Source organism: Prevotella sp. oral taxon 376 (assembly GCF_003043945.1).
Classification (GTDB): Bacteria; Bacteroidota; Bacteroidia; order Bacteroidales; family Bacteroidaceae; genus Prevotella.
In genome coordinates this window covers 55,512-75,029 of the sequence record NZ_PYXG01000003.1, presented here as the reverse complement: position 1 = coordinate 75,029, position 19,518 = coordinate 55,512, and the positions used below count along the sequence as shown (strand labels likewise).

14 protein-coding genes are annotated in these 19,518 nt (G+C 52.4%); 11 read left to right on the top strand and 3 right to left on the bottom strand.

What is annotated here, in order from left to right; genetic code table 11:
• The first annotated feature begins 126 nt into the window (after positions 1–126).
• From C7120_RS12615 to C7120_RS12595, 5 genes are all read left to right on the top strand, one after another.
• On the top strand, positions 127–2,358 hold the full coding sequence (locus C7120_RS12615; protein ID WP_107622003.1) for a glycoside hydrolase family 3 C-terminal domain-containing protein: 2,232 nt from the start codon (positions 127–129) through the stop codon (positions 2,356–2,358).
• 14 nt (positions 2,359–2,372) lie between these two features.
• Positions 2,373–3,104 (top strand): helix-turn-helix domain-containing protein, encoded by a 732-nt coding sequence (locus C7120_RS12610; protein WP_107622002.1) that lies wholly within the window; start codon positions 2,373–2,375, stop codon positions 3,102–3,104.
• Positions 3,105–3,180: 76 nt separating this feature from the next.
• A complete protein-coding gene (locus C7120_RS12605; RefSeq protein WP_107622001.1) occupies positions 3,181–5,223 on the top strand; it encodes a TonB-dependent receptor in 2,043 nt (680 codons plus the stop codon).
• Positions 5,224–5,225: 2 nt separating this feature from the next.
• The gene (locus C7120_RS12600; protein WP_107622000.1) at positions 5,226–5,732 is read left to right on the top strand and encodes a hypothetical protein; all 507 of its coding nucleotides are present in this window, start codon (positions 5,226–5,228) and stop codon (positions 5,730–5,732) included.
• A 207-nt stretch (positions 5,733–5,939) separates the two neighbouring features.
• Positions 5,940–6,521, top strand: coding sequence for a hypothetical protein (locus C7120_RS12595; protein WP_146154271.1), 582 nt, complete (start codon positions 5,940–5,942; stop codon positions 6,519–6,521).
• Positions 6,522–6,614: 93 nt separating this feature from the next.
• On the opposite strand, the gene C7120_RS12590 is transcribed toward C7120_RS12595, so the two are convergent.
• Positions 6,615–7,778 carry a TlpA disulfide reductase family protein gene (locus C7120_RS12590; protein WP_107621998.1) on the bottom strand — a complete coding sequence of 388 codons (1,164 nt, stop codon included), beginning with the start codon at positions 7,776–7,778 and terminating at the stop codon, positions 6,615–6,617.
• A 139-nt stretch (positions 7,779–7,917) separates the two neighbouring features.
• On the opposite strand from C7120_RS12590, the gene C7120_RS12585 reads away from it, so the two are divergent.
• Both C7120_RS12585 and pnp read left to right on the top strand, forming a co-directional pair.
• Positions 7,918–8,481, top strand: a complete 564-nt coding sequence (locus tag C7120_RS12585) for a hypothetical protein (protein ID WP_233247115.1) — start codon at positions 7,918–7,920, stop codon at positions 8,479–8,481.
• Between the two features lie 401 nt (positions 8,482–8,882).
• Positions 8,883–11,228: a polyribonucleotide nucleotidyltransferase gene (gene pnp / locus C7120_RS12580; protein ID WP_107621997.1), complete on the top strand. Its 2,346-nt coding sequence runs from the start codon at positions 8,883–8,885 to the stop codon at positions 11,226–11,228.
• Between the two features lie 80 nt (positions 11,229–11,308).
• On the opposite strand, the gene C7120_RS12575 is transcribed toward pnp, so the two are convergent.
• Entirely contained in the window at positions 11,309–12,676 is a 1,368-nt protein-coding gene (locus C7120_RS12575; RefSeq protein ID WP_233247129.1) for an alpha-L-fucosidase, read from the bottom strand.
• Between the two features lie 93 nt (positions 12,677–12,769).
• Between C7120_RS12575 and C7120_RS12570 the strand changes: the two genes are divergently transcribed.
• The 4 genes from C7120_RS12570 (at position 12,770) to C7120_RS12555 (ending at position 18,657) form a co-directional block, all read left to right on the top strand.
• On the top strand, positions 12,770–13,525 hold the full coding sequence (locus tag C7120_RS12570) for a DUF1573 domain-containing protein (protein WP_107621995.1): 756 nt from the start codon (positions 12,770–12,772) through the stop codon (positions 13,523–13,525).
• A gap of 12 nt (positions 13,526–13,537) precedes the next feature.
• The gene (locus C7120_RS12565) at positions 13,538–15,358 is read left to right on the top strand and encodes an alpha-L-fucosidase (RefSeq protein WP_107621994.1); all 1,821 of its coding nucleotides are present in this window, start codon (positions 13,538–13,540) and stop codon (positions 15,356–15,358) included.
• Between the two features lie 21 nt (positions 15,359–15,379).
• Positions 15,380–17,710, top strand: coding sequence for a glycoside hydrolase family 3 N-terminal domain-containing protein (locus C7120_RS12560; protein WP_107621993.1), 2,331 nt, complete (start codon positions 15,380–15,382; stop codon positions 17,708–17,710).
• A 329-nt stretch (positions 17,711–18,039) separates the two neighbouring features.
• Positions 18,040–18,657, top strand: coding sequence for a porin family protein (locus C7120_RS12555; RefSeq protein ID WP_107621992.1), 618 nt, complete (start codon positions 18,040–18,042; stop codon positions 18,655–18,657).
• Between the two features lie 130 nt (positions 18,658–18,787).
• On the opposite strand, the gene C7120_RS12550 is transcribed toward C7120_RS12555, so the two are convergent.
• Positions 18,788–19,405 (bottom strand): RNA polymerase sigma-70 factor, encoded by a 618-nt coding sequence (locus C7120_RS12550; protein ID WP_107621991.1) that lies wholly within the window; start codon positions 19,403–19,405, stop codon positions 18,788–18,790.
• Between the last annotated feature and the right edge of the window lie 113 nt (positions 19,406–19,518).

Sequence of the window (19,518 nt, the reverse complement as noted above, 5' to 3'; positions counted from 1 at the left end):
GCACAAGCCACAGAAACATCGGCAGGGCGCGATAATATTCCGCCCCCGGCGATTTCGTCTTTCGAAAAAATATGCTATATTTGCACTTGTAAACAAGAAATCAAGAACCACAAACAACAAATAAAAATGAAAAACCTTCTAATATCATGTCTGCTTCTGGTGGCCGCAACAACCACCAGAGCACAGTTGCTACCCGTGTATCTGGATAATTCCAAGTCGATAGACGAGCGCATTGAAGACGCCCTCTCACGCATGACGCTCGATGAGAAAATACGCGTGCTGCACGCCCAGAGCAAATTCTCCTCGCGCGGGGTGCCTCGTCTGGGAATTCCCGACCTATGGACCGACGACGGTCCTCACGGGATCCGCCCCGATGTATTGTGGGATTCATGGAGAGACGCAGGAAAGACCAACGACTCCGTGGTGGCTTTCCCCGCCCTCACCTGTCTGGCTGCATCCTGGAACCCCGCCCTTGCCCGCATCTATGGAAAGAGCCTCGGCGAAGAGGCCCGCTATCGTGGCAAGGACATGGTGCTGGGTCCCGGCGTGAACATCTACCGCACCCCGCTGGGCGGCCGTAACTTTGAATATCTTGGCGAAGACCCCTTCCTCATCTCCACCATGGTAGTCCCCTATATTCAAGGAGTGCAAAGCAACGGCGTGTCGGCCTGCGTGAAGCACTTCGCCCTTAACAACGACGAGGCCAACCGGCACAATCTGAATGTCATCGTGGATGACCGTGCTCTGAACGAGATCTATCTGCCTGCCTATAAGGCTGCGGTGCAGAAAGGCAAGGTGTGGGCCGTGATGTGTGCCTACAACTATTACAACAACCAGCCGATGTGTACCAACGGGAAACTCGTGGTGAAGAAGCTCAAGGGAGAATGGGGCTTCGATGGCGTCGCAATTACCGACTGGGGGGCCCGGACGACTACCGACGATGCCGTGAAATACGGCCTGGACATGGAGTTTGGAACACATACCGACGGACTTCACAAGGAATCCAAGAACGCCTATAACAACTATTATCTGGCCTTTCCCTACATGAAAGGCATCATCAATGGTAGATACGGCACGAAAGAACTTGACGAGAAGGTGCGCCGCATACTGCGCCTCTTCTACCGCACCAACATGAATCCTGACCGGAAAACGGGATTTCTTTGCTCCGAAGAGCACTATGCCACTGCCAGGAAAGTGGGCGAAGAGGGCATCGTGCTGCTGCAAAACCAGCGCAATGTGCTGCCCCTTAACCTCCAGAAAACAAGGCGCATCCTCGTCGTAGGCGAGAATGCCATCAAAATGATGACGGTAGGCGGGGGCTCCTCTTCCCTCAAGGTACAGCACGAAATCACGCCTATTGAGGGACTGAAAGCCCGCCTAAAAGGTATGAAAATCGAAGTCGACTACGCCCGCGGGTATGTGGGCGACACTACGGGAGCCTACAATGGCGTGCGCACAGGTCAGGACCTGCGCGAATACCGATCCGAGGAAGAACTTCTCAGGGAAGCTGTAGACAAGGCCAAAGGCGCCGACTACATTATTTATATAGGAGGCCTGAACAAGAGCGAGCATCAGGACGACGAGGGCTACGACCGCCTTACCTACGACCTTCCCTATAATCAAGACCGACTCATAGAGGCGCTGGCACGGGCCAACAAGAACATGGTCTATGTCAATATATCCGGAAACGCCGTGGCTATGCCGTGGAAGAGCCGCGTTCCCGCCATTGTGCAGGGCTGGTTTCTCGGGTCGGAGTCGGGCAAGGCACTGGCTGCCGTGCTCACCGGCGACACGAATCCTTCCGGCAAACTACCGTTCACATGGCCCGCCAGACTGGAAGATGTGGGAGCTCATGTCCTCAACACCTATCCCGGAACATGGCGCCCGGACCATAAGCTCATTGACGAGGAATACAAGGAAAGCATCTATGTGGGCTACCGATGGGTAGACCATGCCAAGACCACGCCGCTCTTCGCCTTCGGCCACGGCCTCAGCTACACCTCCTTTAAACTGTTCGACCTGCGTGCCGACAAGACCGCAATGACCCGCGAAGACCGGATTACCTTTACCGTCAAAGTGAAAAATACAGGTAAGGTGGCCGGCGCAGAGGTCATACAACTCTATATCCACGACGACGAGAGCTCGTTGGAGCGCCCCTATAAGGAGCTGAAAGGCTTCCAGAAAGTTTATCTCGAGCCCGGCGAAAGCAAGGAGGTGAGCATCACCGTCGACAACGATGCCCTAAGTTTCTACGACGACAAAGCCGGAGCGTGGAAGTCGGAAAACGGAAACTTTGAGGCCCTCGTGGGCAATGCCTCCGACAACCTGCCTCTGAAACTGAAGTTCCAATTAAAGTAAAAAACCATCTGCCTATGAAACCCATTTATGCAATCGGGGTGTTTTTAGGTCTTTCCCTATCAGCCGCACTGGCCAGCCTGCACAGTTACAAATATACGGAAGCAAGCCTCGTGGCCGACATGAATCAAGCTCTGACAAAGACTCTTGCAATGAAAACAGAGGCGTGGATAACTCCCGACACCATCCGCGACTATCGCCAGAGCCTCAAAATCGGTGCCTTAAAGAAGCATTCTATCGTATACTATGCCCTCGACGACCGCATGAAAGGGCTGCGCAGCAACAAGATGAAATGGCAGTCGAGGGACAAGAGCGTAGAGTTTCAGGGCTATGCCAACTGCTCTATGACAACAATCTGGAGCTTAAGCGACCAGCGGCTGCCACTACTCTTTCTGTTTATAGCCGTCAACTGGATGGTCTGCTGCATTTTTCTACAACGAAAGAAACGCGGTGAAACGGGGCGTTTTTGCTCTCTGACTTACTCGGAAGCGGACAACCACATCTATAACCTCCGCCATGAGCCCATCAACCTTACGCCCATGCAGGAACAGCTGGTCAGGATGTTCCTCGACTCCGGCAGCCTCCAACTCTCCAAACAGGAGATTTGCAATACCCTATGGCCGAAGAAACCTGATGCCAACAGCACACTCTACACCTTGGTAAAACGGCTGAAGCCCATTCTGGAAAGAGAGGCCGGGCTCAACATCGTCTCCAATCGGGGGAAAGGCTACCGGCTCGAAAAAGAGTAAATGTCAGACAGTTGTCAGACAACTTCTTTGAATTTGCGAGGCATCCGTCTTATCTTTGCGACAAAAACAAGCAAGGATGAGACGGATTCTTTTATTTCTGATCATAACAACGAGTGTATATTCTGCCCATGCGCAGGAAGAGAAAACCGTGGATTTAGACGAGGTGAAGGTAGAGGCAGCACGCATCGTGAACCGCCCCGACGGGCAATTGATCATACCGTCGAAAGCACAAATGGAAGGCTCGACCAATGGATTCAGCCTACTGAACAAGCTGGGGCTTCCCTCTATCAGGGTGGATGCGGCGACGCATACCATCACTGCGCTGGGCAATCAGGGAACGGTACAACTGCGGATAAACGGCACGATCGCCACTCGGGAAGAAATCTTGGCCTTAGACCCGAAATCTTTAAAAAACATCGAATTCATCGATAATCCCGGGGTGAGATACGGCGAGGACATCGCCTATGTGCTCAACCTAAGAACCCAACACGCCGACGACGGCTATATTCTCGGCACAGACATGGTCAATACGCTGACCACCCGGAGAGGCGCCAACGCCGTCTTTGCCAAAGTGAACCATAAGAACTCCGAATTCGGAGTATCCTACGACTTCGGATACCACGACTTCAGAGGGACAAGACACAACGAACGGTCGCACTACCTGCTCACCGACAACACTCTGAAGACCATCATCCGGGACGACATCAGCGATCGGGAGCGCGACTTCGAGAATACACTGGAAATGAAATACACTCTCGCCGACTCTGCTTCCTATATCTTCCAGGCCACCCTTTCGGGTAGTTCCAAGCTTCGCCCGGGCGACTTTAAGGAGCAGGAAATGAACGATGGAATGGGGCGTTTTAGCACTTTTCAGCAATTAAACGATAAGAATCTGACCCCCTGTTTGGACCTCTATTTCTTCCGTCAGACGAACCGCCGGCAGTCTATTACCGCCAACTTCACCGGCACACACATAGCAACTTCCCAGCATAACCTCCGCAACGAAGGGGGCGATTACCAATATCATGTGGACGGAAAGACATGGTCGCTCATGACCGAAGTCATTTATGAATGCAGGTTCAAGCCTTTCACGGTTTCATTCGGGCTGAATTACATACGGAAATACACAAGGAACGAGTATGCGGGAGATGTCGAATCGAGAAACTCAATGCACAACAGCAATCTCTATCTCTTTACCGAGATAAAGGGCAGGTGGCACAAACTAAGCTATGTAGCGGGATTCGGAGCCACAAAGTTCGACAACAGCCAGGGGACACACCAATACATCCGCCACTTCTTCCGGCCGAAAATCACTCTGGCCTATGCCTTTTCGAATGTATGGAAACTACGCTATACGGCCGAGACAAGTGGAAAGATGTCGCAGATAGCCATGGTGAGCGATACCCGCATCCGCAAGAACAGCATGGAATGGGCGGTGGGAAACCCCGACATCAGACCCACCCGCAGGACGGACACCAGCCTGCGCCTCTCGTTCGACAAGCCGCGAATCAACAGCACCACAGAGTTCTTTTTCCGCCACAACGCCCATCCCAACATGGCCTGTTATGAGCGCACGGAGGACAACCAGTTCCTCTACTACCAGACGAACCAAGGCTCCATTGACATGTTTTACCTGCAGAGCAACACCCGGCGGGACCTGATACCCGAGAAATGGATCGTATCTGGGTATGCCGGCATCTACCGATACTTCAACCGCGGGGATGCCTACCGCCATTATCTCACGGCCTATAACATGGGCGGCAGCATGGAGGCTTACCTCGGGCGATGGACACTGACGGCAAACATCGACAACGGCTGGAAATTCATGGAGGGCGAGACATGGAATAAACAGGGAGCAGGCCTCTGGTTCACGGCCACCTGTCATATCGGCAACTGCGACCTCTCGATCTATTGGCAGAATCCTCTGCGGGCACATCCGAAGATCAACGAGACTGGTCTCATAAGCCGATACCTGCAACGGGAAGTCATCCTTCGGGGCAGCGACTACGGCAATATGCTGTCGATCAACCTGTCGTGGAAACTGAGCAAGGGTAGGAAATACCGTGAGATCAACAAGAAGCCACAATATAAGGACACACAGACGGGAATCATGGATTAGGCATGAAAAAGCTGCTCATATTCATCCTTGTCGTGATGGCAGCGACTGTCGCAAGCATCATGGCCCTCCGCCCCGACCAACGGAGCGACCTGGAGAAGTTTCGGGAAGCCATGAACTTCGCGATATTCGACCAGTATACAGACTCTGCCTACGGGTATTCCCTCACCTATCCCACCTTTTTCCAGAAGGAGGAATACCCTGACCCCGCAAACGGACACGCGCAGTTCGGCTATCATGCACACAACCTGAACCTCGTAATCGAATGTCAAGTAGGGGCCACGAACCAACATAAAGCTCCAAGGGGTGATTTCATCGACACCGGCAGCGTCAAATTCACAGATGATTACAAGTATTATTCCCATCATATACTCAAGGAAAACCATTGTTTTATCCTTACTTTCTATTACCCCCGGAGAGCAGAAAATGCAGTAGGAAGAATCATCTATCGGATCAAGAAATGGAAACCTTTTTCAGAGAAAAAACTAACATTAGGAAATCAAGAGCCCTAAATAGTAAGGACTATGCCAAATGAATTGTCTCACGGACAAGAGCCTATTCCCAGAAAGTAAGCTTCTGCCTAAAGAATGTTAAAACATCTTTTTGGAAATAGGGGAATCCCCAAAAATTGAGTATTTACAAATGAAAGCACGAGTGAAATCAACTTTTTCCTCGCGGCTTAACATGTAAAATTAAAATAAACTCAAAATTAAAAAAAGATGAAAAAGATTTTTTTCAAGCCTTTGATGGCTTTGGCAATGATGCTGGTAGGAGTTTCTTTCACTTCCTGTAACGACGACAACAAAGAAGTTCTCACCCCGCTGACAAACAAAACGATTATCGGAACATGGGAGAACTTTAGCCAAAAAGCCAACTTGACCTATACGAACGGCAAAGAGAAGAAGGCATATATGGTTACATGGACATTCGAGAACGGCCAGCCAAAAGGCATAACAGTAGACAACAAGCCAATAGAGAAAGCCGATAAGAAGGTTCAAGACTTTTTGAAAACTGCCAAGGTACAGGCGAAACGCATAGAATTTCAAGAAAAAAACAAGGCTACCTCTTACAAGCATGATGGTAAAGCTTGGGTTTCTGAAGAAAAAGATATCGAGTACACGTTCAACGAAAAGAACGGAGATCTTAATACTAAATTCAAGACTCAGCAGCCTTGGGCAGGCAAAGTTACCGGAACTAAGGATCTCATGCTTCTCAATCTGAAGATCATGGAAGGCAATAAAGAGTTCTCGTTCTCTGATATCATCATTACTTTCAAGCGCGTTGCCGCGCCCAAGAAATAACCCTTCATAAAAAACAATAAGGTAATAACTCAAGACGCAAGAGGCTGGACACCTTCGGGAATCCAGCCTCTTTTATTCTTTTAGCCCGCCTGTCTACAGCAGACTCTTGATCTCCACGTCCAGATCCTTGATCTGCTCAGCGCGCTTATAGAGTGAATTGCTCCTGTCAATGAGGAAGAAGGAAGGAATAACTTGCACGTTATAGGTGCGGAGCACCTGCCCGCTGCCATCCTTCACACTAATCCACGGAAGAGCGGCCGTCTGCGTTTTCCAGAAATGCTCATCGCCGTCTACCGACACCTGGTAGATTTCCAATCCCTGCGCATGATACTTATTGTACAGATCGCGCAAGGCCATGATGCGACCGGCACTCTCCTTTGCGCCGAACGCATGGAAATCAAGGAGGATCACTTTGCCCTTCAAATCAGTCAATCTACGCGTCATTCCTTTGTTATCCGGCAAAGCAATGTCAATCAATCCGGTTACCGAGATCTTGCTAGCATCTATCTGGCTGGCAGCCTGTTGGTTACGGACGATGCGCACATTCTTCATTCCCTCTAGGGCTATGTTGTGCAGATTGACGCCCCGTTCGGCCTTCGGATAGAAGGTATCCCAGCTCGTTGCGACCGCTGCAAACACCTTTACATCATCGGCATTGGCACGCGGATTGAAGACAAGAGCCTGCATGTTGCCCAGCTGATAGGTCTGGAAGAGTGCGAAATAAGCGTAAGCCTTCATCGGCTCCTTGAAAATATAGCGGGTCTTGACATTCTCCTTGTAAGCCTGCAGGAGCTCTGCCACGGCCACCTCCACGCTGTCTACACCCGTGCAGGCGTCGTTCATCGTCGCATTGATTCGGCTCTGAAGGTCTAATTGAAGCAGTGCCAATTCCTTAATCTTGTCGTTGTCGTCGGAGCCTTGAATCTCATATTGCGAAGACATCACGGGATAAGAGGCCTTCACCTTGATGTTTTCCGTAGAGTCGATGGCCACATGAATGATCTGTCCGGCTATTCGGAGACGATAAAACTCAGGAGACTCGGGAGCCTCACCACTAAAAGCGAAGGAGCCATCGGCGGCCAACCGGACGGAGTCTACGGCCACCGGACCATTCAGACTCATGTTCTCGAAATAGAGAACGGAGTCTTGGGCCTCACTAATCTGTCCCGACACATGAAACTTCTTGCTGTTGCACGACACCATGCCCAATACTGCCAGCACGACGGCAGCCATTGATAAAATCTTGAATATCTTCATGACGATTAAGTTTTCGATTTACAACTACAAAAGTAACAATTAAATATGAATTGCCAAAAAGGAAAGATATTTTTTTCCATCGCCCGCTTGCGTTATTCAATCTTTTGCTCTACCTTTGCCATGGAAACGGTTTACCGCCATGAAGAAAGACATTCTTATAATAATAACTCTGTTGCTCACACTCAGCGTGTCGTGCAACCCTAACTCCGGAAAAAGCATGAAAGAAAATCCGAAAAGCGATTGGGAAGAACGGTTGGAAGCCGAGCTACCCCTGCTCGGGCACCGAAATTGGATCGTCGTTACCGATATGGCCTATCCCCTGCAGTCGGCACCCGGCATTGAAACGATCTATGCCGATGAAGATTTTGACAAAATCCTGACAAAAGTGAAGGCATCCATCGATGCCCTCCCACACGTCTTCGCCCATGTCTATCACGACCGGGAAATGAACTTCTTGACCGATTCCCTCGCTCCCGGAATCGAGAAAGTGAAGGAAAACATCCGTCGGCTCTATGGCGAAGAGGCCAAGAGCATGGTGCACGAAGACATCATCACAAGACTCGACAAGGCCAGCAAGCTCTACAAAATATTGATTGTCAAGACGCCGCTGACCATCCCCTATACCAGCGTATTCCTCGAACTCGACTGCAAATATTGGTCGGCGGAGAGACAGCAACAACTTGATGATCTGATGCACAAGTAACTATCGGCGACCGACCCGCTAACCCTACGGGGAGCCGGGCAGCTGCCCGGCTCCCCCCGCGACGGCCTTCCGAATGACAAAGTCGGCGAAATCGTAGGACAAAATCGGCGACTTTGTCCTACGAAATCGGCGATTTCGTCAAGTTGTTAATGGCCTCTCGCCAAGCCAAGGAGAGTTGAGCAACTAGCCTATGAAAATCACCCGCTTCCAAAATGGTTGTCGGGCGTCTTCTCATTTTTATCGTTATTTCCCTAAAAAAGTAAAATAATCCATCGTTTTTTCTTTTTTTTTATATTAATAATGTACCTTTGCTGCCGTTTTCGGAGCATAGCCTTCCAAGACTATCTCCGATTTGATGTTTTTTTAGATGTTATCAAAACAATAAAGTTTTAGTTTTTTAGATGAATGTAATTACGAAAACAGTTCAATTGCCAGATGGCAGAACCATCTCAATTGAGACCGGAAAAGTTGCAAAACAGGCCGACGGCTCAGCAGTAATTCGCATGGGCAACACCGTACTTTTGGCAACTGTTTGTGCAGCAAAGGAAGCAGTTCCGGGTACAGATTTCATGCCTTTGCAGGTTGATTATCGCGAACAGTATAGTGCCGCAGGCCGTTTCCCAGGAGGATTCACCAAGCGCGAAGGCAAAGCTAGTGATGAAGAGGTGCTCACATCACGCCTCGTGGACCGTGCACTACGTCCACTTTTCCCAGCAGATTATCATTGTGAGGTTTATGTGCAGGTAATGCTTCTCTCCGCCGATGGCGTTGATCAGCCCGATGCACTGGCCGGCTTTGCAGCCTCTGCAGCCATGGCTTGCTCCGATATACCTTTCGATTATACGATTTCAGAGGTTCGCGTAGCTCGTGTAAACGGCGAGTATGTAGTAAATCCGACCTTCCAACAGATGGCTGATGCCGACATGGATCTCATGGTGGGAGCCACCAAGGACAACATCATGATGGTGGAAGGCGAGATGAAAGAGGTCTCCGAGCAAGACTTGATACAGGCTTTGAAGGTGGCTCACGAGGCTATCAAGCCGATGTGTGAGCTTCAGGACGAATTGGCCAAGGAGCTGGGCACCGACAAAAAGCGTGAGTATCAAGACGAGGTGAACGACGAGGACCTGCGCCAGGAGGTAAAGGGACTCTACGACCAAGTATATGCCATCAATCGCCAGGCACTCGAAAAGCAGGCTCGCCACGAAGCTTTCGACAAGATTATTGCAGACTTCCTTGAGAAGTATGACGGCAACCACTCCGACCTTTCAGGAGAAGAGCTCGAAGAGAAGCACGCTCTGGCTGCCCGTTACTACGAAGATGTGATGCGCGATGCCATGCGCCGCTGCATCCTCGACGAGGGCATCCGTCTCGACGGTCGCGCCACGACTGACATCCGTCCGATATGGTGCGAGGCCTCTCCGTTGCCCATGCCTCACGGAAGTGCCATCTTCCAGCGGGGCGAAACCATGTCGCTCTCTACCTGCACTCTCGGCACCAAGCTCGACGAAAAGCTGGTAGACGGCGTGCTGAACCGTGGTTATCAACGCTTTCTCCTTCACTATAACTTCCCTCCTTTCTCAACAGGAGAAGCCAAGGCACAGCGTGGCGTTGGCCGTCGTGAGATCGGACACGGACACTTGGCATGGCGCGGGCTCAAGGATCAGATTCCTGCCGACTTCCCCTACACCATCCGTCTGGTAAGCCAGATACTGGAGTCTAACGGCTCCTCATCCATGGCCACCGTCTGCGCCGGCACACTGGCGTTGATGGACGCAGGCGTTCCGATGAAGAAACCGGTTGCCGGTATTGCCATGGGACTTATCAAGAATCCGGGCGAAGAGAAATATGCCATCCTGAGCGACATCCTTGGCGACGAGGACCACTTGGGCGATATGGACTTCAAGACAACAGGTACAAAAGACGGGCTCACCGCTACCCAAATGGACATCAAGTGCGACGGCCTCTCTTTCGAGATTCTCGAAAAGGCTCTCATGCAGGCCAAGGCCGGTCGTGAGCACATCATGGGTGAGATGATGAAGACGCTCTCCGAGCCCCGTGCGGAATTGAAACCTCAGGTTCCCCGCATTGTTGCCATCGAGATTCCGAAAGAGTTTATCGGGGCGGTGATAGGCCCCGGCGGTAAGATTATTCAGCAGATGCAGGAGGACACAGGCTCCACCATCACCATCGACGAGATCGACGGCGTGGGCAAGGTGCAGGTTTCAGCTCCTAACAAGGAGAGCATCGAAGCCGCCCTGGCCAAGATCAAGGCCATCGTAGCCATGCCGGAAGTGGGCGAGGTGTATGAAGGAACAGTCAAGAGCATCATGCCTTACGGCTGCTTCGTAGAGATTCTGCCGGGTAAGGAAGGCCTTCTCCATATCAGCGAAATCGACTGGAAGCGCCTCGAAACAGTAGAAGAAGCCGGCATAAAGGAAGGCGACAAGATTCAAGTTAAGCTCCTTGAGATCGACCCGAAGACAGGAAAGTATAAGCTTTCTCACCGTGTTTTGGTAGAGAAACCTGAAGGTTATGTAGAGCGTGAGCGCCGTCCACGCCGTGATAACAACGGCGACCGTCGTAACGGCGGCCACCGCCCGAGCAACGGCGAGCATCGCAACGGCAACAACAATAACCGCCAGCCCCGTCGCTTCAGCGGCAATGAAAACGAGGATTATCGTCCCTCAGAAGAGGAAAATGAAACCCGGGATTTCAGCGATATCCTCGACCGTGATAACGATTAATCACACAATGTCATAACATAAATCCCCGCACTCTGTCTTGAATGCGGGGATTTTTATTGTTTGAGGCTTAAGACCGGACATTAAATCTTGAACTCCATGGCGAAAGTCTGGTCCTTCGTTCTCTGAGGGAGCGTAACGATTACCTTGCCACCGGCCTTCCGGGTTTTCAAAGACTGTCCCGTGCCCAGAAGCCTGACACTGCCCTTTGGCAGATTTCCTGTCCATGAAATCGTTGCGGGAACCCTTTCTCCGTCCTTCACGGTATAGATGGCATAGAGTTTCCTACCGTACTTACTGGCCGTGAACCACACATTCCCGTCGTGATAATTCTCGGTAATGGTAGTGCCGTAGATCGCCTTTCCATTCACATGCAGCCATTCCCCAATCTTCTCAAGGCGCTTTACAGCCTCTGGTTCAATCAGCCCTTCGGGGGTCGGTCCGACGCCTAAAACGAGGTTTCCTCCTTTTGCCACAATCTCAACAAGTATGTTAATGACCTTATCGGCACTCTTCCAGGTCGGACGGGGAACCCATCCCCAGTCGTTCGTCAGCGTGATACAGCTCTCCCAAGGATAATCAAGTTGGGTCTCGGGAATGGTGCGCTCGGGGGTCTGATAGTTCTCATAAGGACCATGGATGGTGCGATCTACCATGATAATACCTGGCTGATGAGCGCGCGCCATCTTTGCTATACGTGCCATATCGAGGGATTGCTTCCTGTAAGGATTCACCCATCCGCCGTCAAGCCAGAAGATATCCACCGGACCATAGTTGGTCAACAGTTCCTCCATCTGGTTATAGACAAACTTCTGGAAACCGGCCCATTTCCAAGGCCACTTGTCTATATCGTAGTTCACATTGCGGCCGTTCTTGATGGGATAGACATCCCACCAGAAATCTTGCGAATGCCAGTCGGGCTTAGAAAAGTATTCCCCAATCATGAAACCCTTGTCCCGAAAGGCCTGAAGCACATACTTCAGCACATCCCGCTTAGGGTTATCCTTGAAGGCATGGTGGGCTATAGAATAGTCGGTATACTTGGAGTCGTACATGCAGAAACCGTCATGGTGCTTAGTCGTAAAGATCATGTACTTCATACCAGCCCTCTGGAAGACACCAACCCACTGGCCGGGGTCAAATCTTGTAGGATTAAATTTATCGGCAAGGCCCCAATACCAGTCTTTGTATTGCTGATAGGTCATGGTTGTGTCGCGGGTTATCCAGTCTTCATCGCATATCGACCACGACTCCACGATGCCGGGAACGGAGTAAATGCCCCAGTGCATGAGCACGCCAAATTTCAGGTCCTGCCAGTTCTTAAGCTTACCCACGACTTGAGGATCAGTAGGCCACTCATAGGTTTTGGAACGCTCATGAATCTCTCCCTGCGCACTTACATTCAGCACAAAGCCGATGAGAGCCAGGAAAACAATAGCCATTCTTTTCATAAACATCAAGTTAGATTTTTGGGTAAAGATACAAAAATTATTTTGAGATATAGTATTATTTTTTTATTTTTGCAGAAAAATCAAGGATGAATAATGAATAAGATACTCATAATACTTCTCTTGCTTACATTCTCATCAGGACTTCCGGCACAAAACGAGCCTACCTATCTGAAGACCTTCGAATACGACAAGCGCATCCACGACTTCGGAACCATACTGGAAAAGGACGGCAAAGTGAACCACACTTTTACTTTCACGAACAAGGGAAGCCAGCCCATCGCCATCACCGAGGTGAATGCCTGGTGCGGATGCACCAGCGGCGAGTTCAGCAAGAAGCCGGTTGCCCCCGGAAAGACAGGCACGGTAACCGTTACCTACAACCCCCTGAACCGACCCGGGAAATTCTCCAAGGAGGTGGTCGTGCTACTGAACGACGGCAGGAATTACACCCGCATTTGGATAAAGGGGAATGTGACAGGCTACCTGCACCCCGTTACCGAGGACCATCCTTACGCCTTCGGCAGCGGACTATACATGGGGTATAAGGTGTTGCCGTTCAGCTCTTTGAGACCCGGAGAGTCATATACCTTTGAGCAGAGAATCGCCAATGACACCGACAAGCCTATGGTCGTGGAGTTCGAAAAGACACCTGACAACCGCATACTCAAGATGCCCGACAGGATAGAACTCAAGGCCAAGGAGCGCACGACCTTCAAGGTTTCCTACAAGGCAGTAAGGCAATACCCCTACGACCGCTACATCCTTGTCAAGATTAAGGTAAACGGGAGACATGTCAAACCGATGCGCATAACCTGGTTTGGCAGCAAAGCACGGCAAGTGGAACTTTAAAACATCGACGATATGAAAGCTAAAAGTCTATTATTAAGCGTGCTGTCCCTGCTCCCGACGAGCATGATGGCACAGAATGAGGTGCCCGCACCGGTTACCCCCCTCCCCAACGAGAATCAGGTGGAATGGCAGAAACTCGAGACCTATGCCTTCATCCACTTCGGCTCCAACACTTTCGGCGACCGCGAGTGGGGCTACGGCGACGCACCGCTGGAGAGTTTCAATCCCCGGAAGCTTGACTGCGAGCAATGGGCCAGGACGCTGAAGGCCGCCGGCATGAAGGGCATCATACTCACTTGCAAGCACCACGACGGTTTCTGCCTGTGGCCCACGAAATACACCGACTACAGCGTCCGCAACACTCCTTACAAAGACGGGAAGGGCGATGTCGTGGGAGAACTCTCAGCGGCATGTAAGAAATACGGGCTGAAATTCGGCGTCTACCTCTCCCCATGGGACCGCCATCAGGCCTTTTACGGCACACCTCTTTATATAGAATACTTCTACTCACAGCTTCAGGAACTGCTCACGCAATATGGCGACATATTCGAAATCTGGTTTGACGGCGCCAACGGCGGCGACGGCTATTATGGCGGAGCCCGCGAGACCCGCACCATCGACCGCCGCACTTACTATGACTTCCCCCGCGCCTACAGGATGGTTAACGAGCTTCAGCCTAAAGCCGTCATCTTCTCCGACGGCGGCCCGGGCTGCAGATGGGTAGGTAACGAGAACGGATATGCCTTTGCCACCAACTGGTCTTTCCTTCGCATCAACGAAGTCTACCCCGGTTATCCCAACCATTGGGAGCTGCAGTCAGGGCACGAAGACGGCGACACCTGGGTTCCTGCCGAATGCAACACCTCCATCCGGCCAGGATGGTTCTATCATGAGAGCGAGGACGGCAAGGTGAAAAGCGTGGATCATCTCGTAGACTTGTATTATCGCAGCGTCGGCCACAACGGCACCTTCCTCCTGAACATGCCCATAGACAAGGACGGCCTGATACATCCCGTCGACTCAGCCCGTGTCATTGCCTTCCACAAACAGATCTCCTCGGAGCTCAAGACCAACCTCTTGCTGAAAGGCGTGAGCATCAAGGCCTCGGATGTGCGCGGCAAGTCGTTTAGTGAAAAGCAGCTTACGGACGGCCAGTTTGATACCTACTGGAGCGTGAAGGACAACCAGAAAGAGCCCTCCTTGCTGCTGTCTTTCAAGCGTCCTGCCAAGCTCAACCGCATCATGTTGCAAGAGTATATCCCCTTAGGGCAGCGAGTTCAGAAGTTCCTCGTCGAGTATCGGCAGGGCAAGGAGTGGCTGCCGCTGAAGATGAACGAGGAGACCACGACCATAGGCTACAAGCGCCTGCTGCGCTTCAAGACCATCCAGACCTCGCAAGTCCGCATCACTTTCCAGAAGAGCCGCGGCCCCGTATGCATCAACGAGTTGGGAGCCTATTATGCACCGAACGCCAAAGACCTGTTCGTAGAAAAGGTGGAGGATGTGGAGAGCCTGCCGTTCACGGTGAGCGAGACCCTCGCCGATGCCGTCGTCTTCGACCTCGGGAAGGAGCAGCAGCTGAAAGCTTTCTATTATCTGCCCGACCAGAGCGCACAGCACAAGGGCCTCGTATCCCACTACGAGCTCTATGTGGGCAAGGAAAAGGGCGACATGAAGAAGGTGGCGGAGGGTGAGTTCTCCAACATTCGCAACCACCCCATCATGCAGGAAGTGCATTTCACCCCCACCGCCGGCCGCTACCTGAAGCTGAAGGCAGTGCGCATGGTCAGGGAGGGAGAGCCCGTCGGCTTTGACAAATGCGCTATACAATAATTCAAAACATTCCTAACTTATATGAAAAAAGCACTTACACTCGTCGTGCTAAGCCTCCTCGCGCTCGGCACGGCGGCACAGAAAAAACTGCCTTACCAGAACGCCAAGCTGCCTGTTGACGAACGCGTGAGCGACCTCCTGCAGCGAATGTCGCTCGAGGAGAAGGTGGGACAGCTGCGCTGCGCCCTCGCCTGGAACTACTACGAGATACTGGGCAAGCGAGTCGTGCCCTCTGAATCCTTCCGAAAAGACCTTGAGGAGGGCAGCATCGGCATGCTCTGGGCCACCTTCCGCGCCGACCCCTGGACACGGAAGAGCCTCTCCAACGGGCTCACGCCCCAGCTGGCAGCCAAGGCGGCAAACGCACTCCAAGATTATGTGATGAACCACACCCGCTGGGGCATACCGCTCTTCCTGGCCGAGGAGGCTCCCCACGGCCACATGGCCATCGGCACCACCGTCTTCCCCACGGGACTGGGACTGGCCGCAACCTTCTCTCCCGAAGTGGCTGAAGCCATGGGCAGAGTGGTGGCCAAGGAAGTGCGCCTGCAAGGGGCGCACATCAGCTACGGTCCCGTGCTCGACCTTTCGCGCGACCCGCGCTGGTCGCGCGTGGAGGAGAGCATGGGCGAAGACCCCGTGCTCACCGGCACCATGGGGGCGGCCTTGGTGCGGGGACTGGGCGGAGGCGACCTCTCCAAGCCTTATTCCACCCTCGCCACGCTGAAGCATTTCATAGCCTACGGCACCACGGAGGGCGGGCAGAACGGCAACCAGAGCATCATCGGACAGCGCGACTTGCTGCAAAACTTCCTCCCGCCGTTCAAGAAAGCCATCGACGCGGGGGCTCTCTCCGTGATGACCTCTTATAATTCACTCGACGGAATCCCCTCTACGGCAAGCCGCGAACTCTACACCGACCTGCTCCGCAAGCAGTGGGGCTTCCGCGGATTCGTGGTCTCCGACCTCTACAGCATCGACGGAATCTGGGAGACCCACCATGTGGCATCCACTCTCCAGCAAGCCGGGGTGATGGCGCTCACGGCCGGCGTCGACGAGGATCTTGGCGGCAAGGCCTACGGAGAACTGACAGACGCCGTAAGGAAAGGCATGGTGAGCGAGGCGCTTGTCGACACCGCCTGTGCCCGCATCTTGCGGCTGAAGTTTGAGATGGGGCTCTTCGAACATCCCCATGTGGATGTGAAGGCCGCCCGGCAAGTGCGCTCCGAGGAACACAAGGCCATAGCCTTGGAGGCCGCACGCAAGCTCATCACCCTACTGAAGAACGAAAACCACATCCTCCCGCTGAGCAAGGCGGCCAGGGTGGCCGTCGTAGGACCCAACGCCGACAATGTCTACAACATGCTGGGCGACTATACCGCACCGCAGGAAGACGGCAATGTGAAGACCATCCTCATGGGCATCAAGGCCAAACTGCCGCAAGGTAATGTGGAATATGCAAAGGGATGTGCCGTTCGCGACACCCTCCACAGCAACATCGACGAAGCGGTGGCGGCAGCCAGGCGTGCCGATGTGGTGGTGGTGGCGGTAGGCGGCTCCAGTGCCCGCGACTTCAAGACCAGCTACAAAGCCACGGGGGCGGCGGAAACCGACATCAAGAGCCTCGCCGACATGGACTGTGGCGAGGGCTACGACCGTGCCACGCTCTCCCTGCTGGGCCATCAGCAGCGGCTGCTCGAGGCTCTCCGGAAGACCGGCAAGCCTCTGGTGGTGGTCTATATAGAAGGAAGACCCCTCGACAAGGCATGGGCAGCCGAGCACGCCGATGCCCTACTCACCGCCTACTATCCCGGACAGGAAGGCGGAACGGCCATTGCCGATGTGCTCTTCGGCGACTATAACCCTGCCGGCCGGTTGCCCGTCTCGGTGCCGAGAACCGTCGGACAGCTGCCCGTCTACTACAATAAGCGTGCCCCGAAGGCGCACAACTATGTGGAGATGAGCGCCCAGCCCCTCTATTCCTTTGGCCACGGACTGAGCTATACCACCTTCAGTTACAGCAATCTGCAGATCCACAAGCAGGGCGAAAAAACCTTCTGCGTATCGTTCGATGTTACCAACACAGGTAGCCGCGACGGCGAAGAGGTGGCACAGCTCTATCTCCACAACGAGGTGGCGTCGGTGGTCCAGCCCATAAAACAGCTCAAGCACTTTGCGCGCGTATATATAAAGAGAGGTGAGACGCAGCATCTGGAGTTCGACATTACGCCCGAAGATCTCGAGATCATCGGCAAGGACCATCAGCCGGTGGTGGAGCCGGGCGACTTCGAGGTGCTCGTAGGCAACTCCTCCGACAACATCCTGCTCCGGGGAAAACTCACCGTGGAGTAGTCCGCGGCCATTTGCGGGAAAAACAAGTGCGGCTCCCGCTTTTCCTGTTTGCGGCTTCCTTCCCGACAAAATCGGCGAAATTGTCCGACGAAATCGGCGATTTTGTGCGACAATCTCGCCGATTTTGTCATGCTTCTTACCATCTTCTTTTTTCCCAGGAGCCAATCTCCTGATTCATAAAGGCAACTCGCGTATCAATCGCCCATATTGAAATCTTCTTTAAGAAAAGCAAAACATTCTTACCAAGTATCGACATATCCATCTAAAAGGCCTATATTTGCAAATAAATTAATTTATTATTTGTAACTTACTAAAACAATGACGGTCTTATGAAAAAGATTCTTTTTTTAGGTTTAGTGATGTTCCAGTGCCTGACGATGCAGGCCCAGGACTGGAAGTTCAGCGTCGGCGCAGGTGCCAACTTCAACGGTCCGGCCGGAAAAACGGCCAGCGAAGGCAGACGGTTCGGCTATCACCTGGGCGGAACGGCACAGTATGAGTTCAGCCAGCAGAGTAGCTGGTATGTTGGCGGAAGCCTCCTCTGGACACAGAAAGGAAATAAAATGACAATCGGAGAAACCGCTCCAGATAATAAGAAGATTTATAGAAAAGCATCTACAGACATCACTTATTTGCAGATTCCACTATTCGCCGGCAAGAACTTCGACCTGGGCGAGCAGGCGAAACTGTTCGTAGAATTCGGCCCGTATGCCGGTCTTGCGCTATTCGGAAAGAACAAGTATGCCGGCCAATCCACTTCCAAGATATTCGAGAAAAACGGCTACAAGCGGTTTGACGCGGGCCTCGCCATCGGCGCGGGCATACAGATTGCCGACCATTACCGCCTCAAACTGGGCTACGAGCACGGGCTGACAAACATTCGAAAGGGCAAAGACCCCAGCTATTACAACCGCAACATCACGCTCTCCGTGGGCTACGCCTTCTAAAGAAAGCACACAGAAGAGCCGCCTCTGTCTTCCCTGAAAGCAGAGGGGTAGCACACAGAAGCCTTCCATCCACCGCCCCACGCAGGATGGAAGGCTTTTTTCATTGCTAAAAACCGTAGCCTCCAGACAACTACATCATGGAATAGAACCACACTAAGAGCAGATACTGAGCATCGGAGGTAACCCCTTTCCTGAAGTGCGTCCTGAATGCGGAGAGGGCTTTGGTGATATGTTTTTCCACCACTTTGACAGAGATGCCGAGCTCGGCGGCAATCTCACGGTTCTTCAAACCTTCGAAGCGGCTCATCGTGAAGATTTGGCGAGAACGGGGCGTGAGCGTTTCCATCACCTTCTCTATCTGCCCGCGCAACTCCTCATAGAGCAGCGGGGCGTCGGCCTTGTCGAGAAAGTCATAGTTATACAGTTGCTCATTGCCGCTCACACGGGCAAGAAAATCCACCTCATAGCTATTCACCAGCGCCCTGTGCTTCAGGTAATTCAGGCATCCATTGCGCACCATCGTGAAGAGAAGAGCCGACAGGGAGATATAGGTAAGCGTCTCTCGTCGCTCCCACAGACGGGTAAAACAGTCCTGGACGATATCTTCAGTGTCGTCGACATCAGCTATGAAATGCGACGCATAGCTGCGCAGGCGCGGATAATAGGTCTTGAAGAGATACTCAAAGGCCTCACTCCTGCCACCGCGAATGTCGTCCATCAGGATTTGAGAGTCTGTGTAATGACGCATTGAATGCTGGAAATCTTATGGCAGCAAAGATAGACAAACTTTGACAGCCAAGCAAGAAAAATCGGAAAAAAAGAATCTTTCCCCACGGCAAGAGCCGCATGGCCCCTCCTTTC

Excerpts from the sequence above, each read along its gene's own strand:
- C7120_RS12610 (WP_107622002.1), top strand. The coding sequence starts at position 2,373 with ATGAAACCCATTTATGCAATCGGGGTGTTTTTAGGTCTTTCCCTATCA.
- C7120_RS12575 (WP_233247129.1), bottom strand. The coding sequence starts at position 12,676 with ATGAAAAGAATGGCTATTGTTTTCCTGGCTCTCATCGGCTTTGTGCTG.
- C7120_RS12585 (WP_233247115.1), top strand. The coding sequence starts at position 7,918 with ATGAAGAAAGACATTCTTATAATAATAACTCTGTTGCTCACACTCAGC.
- C7120_RS12600 (WP_107622000.1), top strand. The coding sequence starts at position 5,226 with ATGAAAAAGCTGCTCATATTCATCCTTGTCGTGATGGCAGCGACTGTC.
- C7120_RS12615 (WP_107622003.1), top strand. The coding sequence starts at position 127 with ATGAAAAACCTTCTAATATCATGTCTGCTTCTGGTGGCCGCAACAACC.
- C7120_RS12590 (WP_107621998.1), bottom strand. The coding sequence starts at position 7,778 with ATGAAGATATTCAAGATTTTATCAATGGCTGCCGTCGTGCTGGCAGTA.
- C7120_RS12570 (WP_107621995.1), top strand. The coding sequence starts at position 12,770 with ATGAATAAGATACTCATAATACTTCTCTTGCTTACATTCTCATCAGGA.
- C7120_RS12555 (WP_107621992.1), top strand. The coding sequence starts at position 18,040 with ATGAAAAAGATTCTTTTTTTAGGTTTAGTGATGTTCCAGTGCCTGACG.
- C7120_RS12595 (WP_146154271.1), top strand. The coding sequence starts at position 5,940 with ATGAAAAAGATTTTTTTCAAGCCTTTGATGGCTTTGGCAATGATGCTG.
- C7120_RS12560 (WP_107621993.1), top strand. The coding sequence starts at position 15,380 with ATGAAAAAAGCACTTACACTCGTCGTGCTAAGCCTCCTCGCGCTCGGC.
- C7120_RS12605 (WP_107622001.1), top strand. The coding sequence starts at position 3,181 with ATGAGACGGATTCTTTTATTTCTGATCATAACAACGAGTGTATATTCT.
- C7120_RS12565 (WP_107621994.1), top strand. The coding sequence starts at position 13,538 with ATGAAAGCTAAAAGTCTATTATTAAGCGTGCTGTCCCTGCTCCCGACG.
- pnp (WP_107621997.1), top strand. The coding sequence starts at position 8,883 with ATGAATGTAATTACGAAAACAGTTCAATTGCCAGATGGCAGAACCATC.
- C7120_RS12550 (WP_107621991.1), bottom strand. The coding sequence starts at position 19,405 with ATGCGTCATTACACAGACTCTCAAATCCTGATGGACGACATTCGCGGT.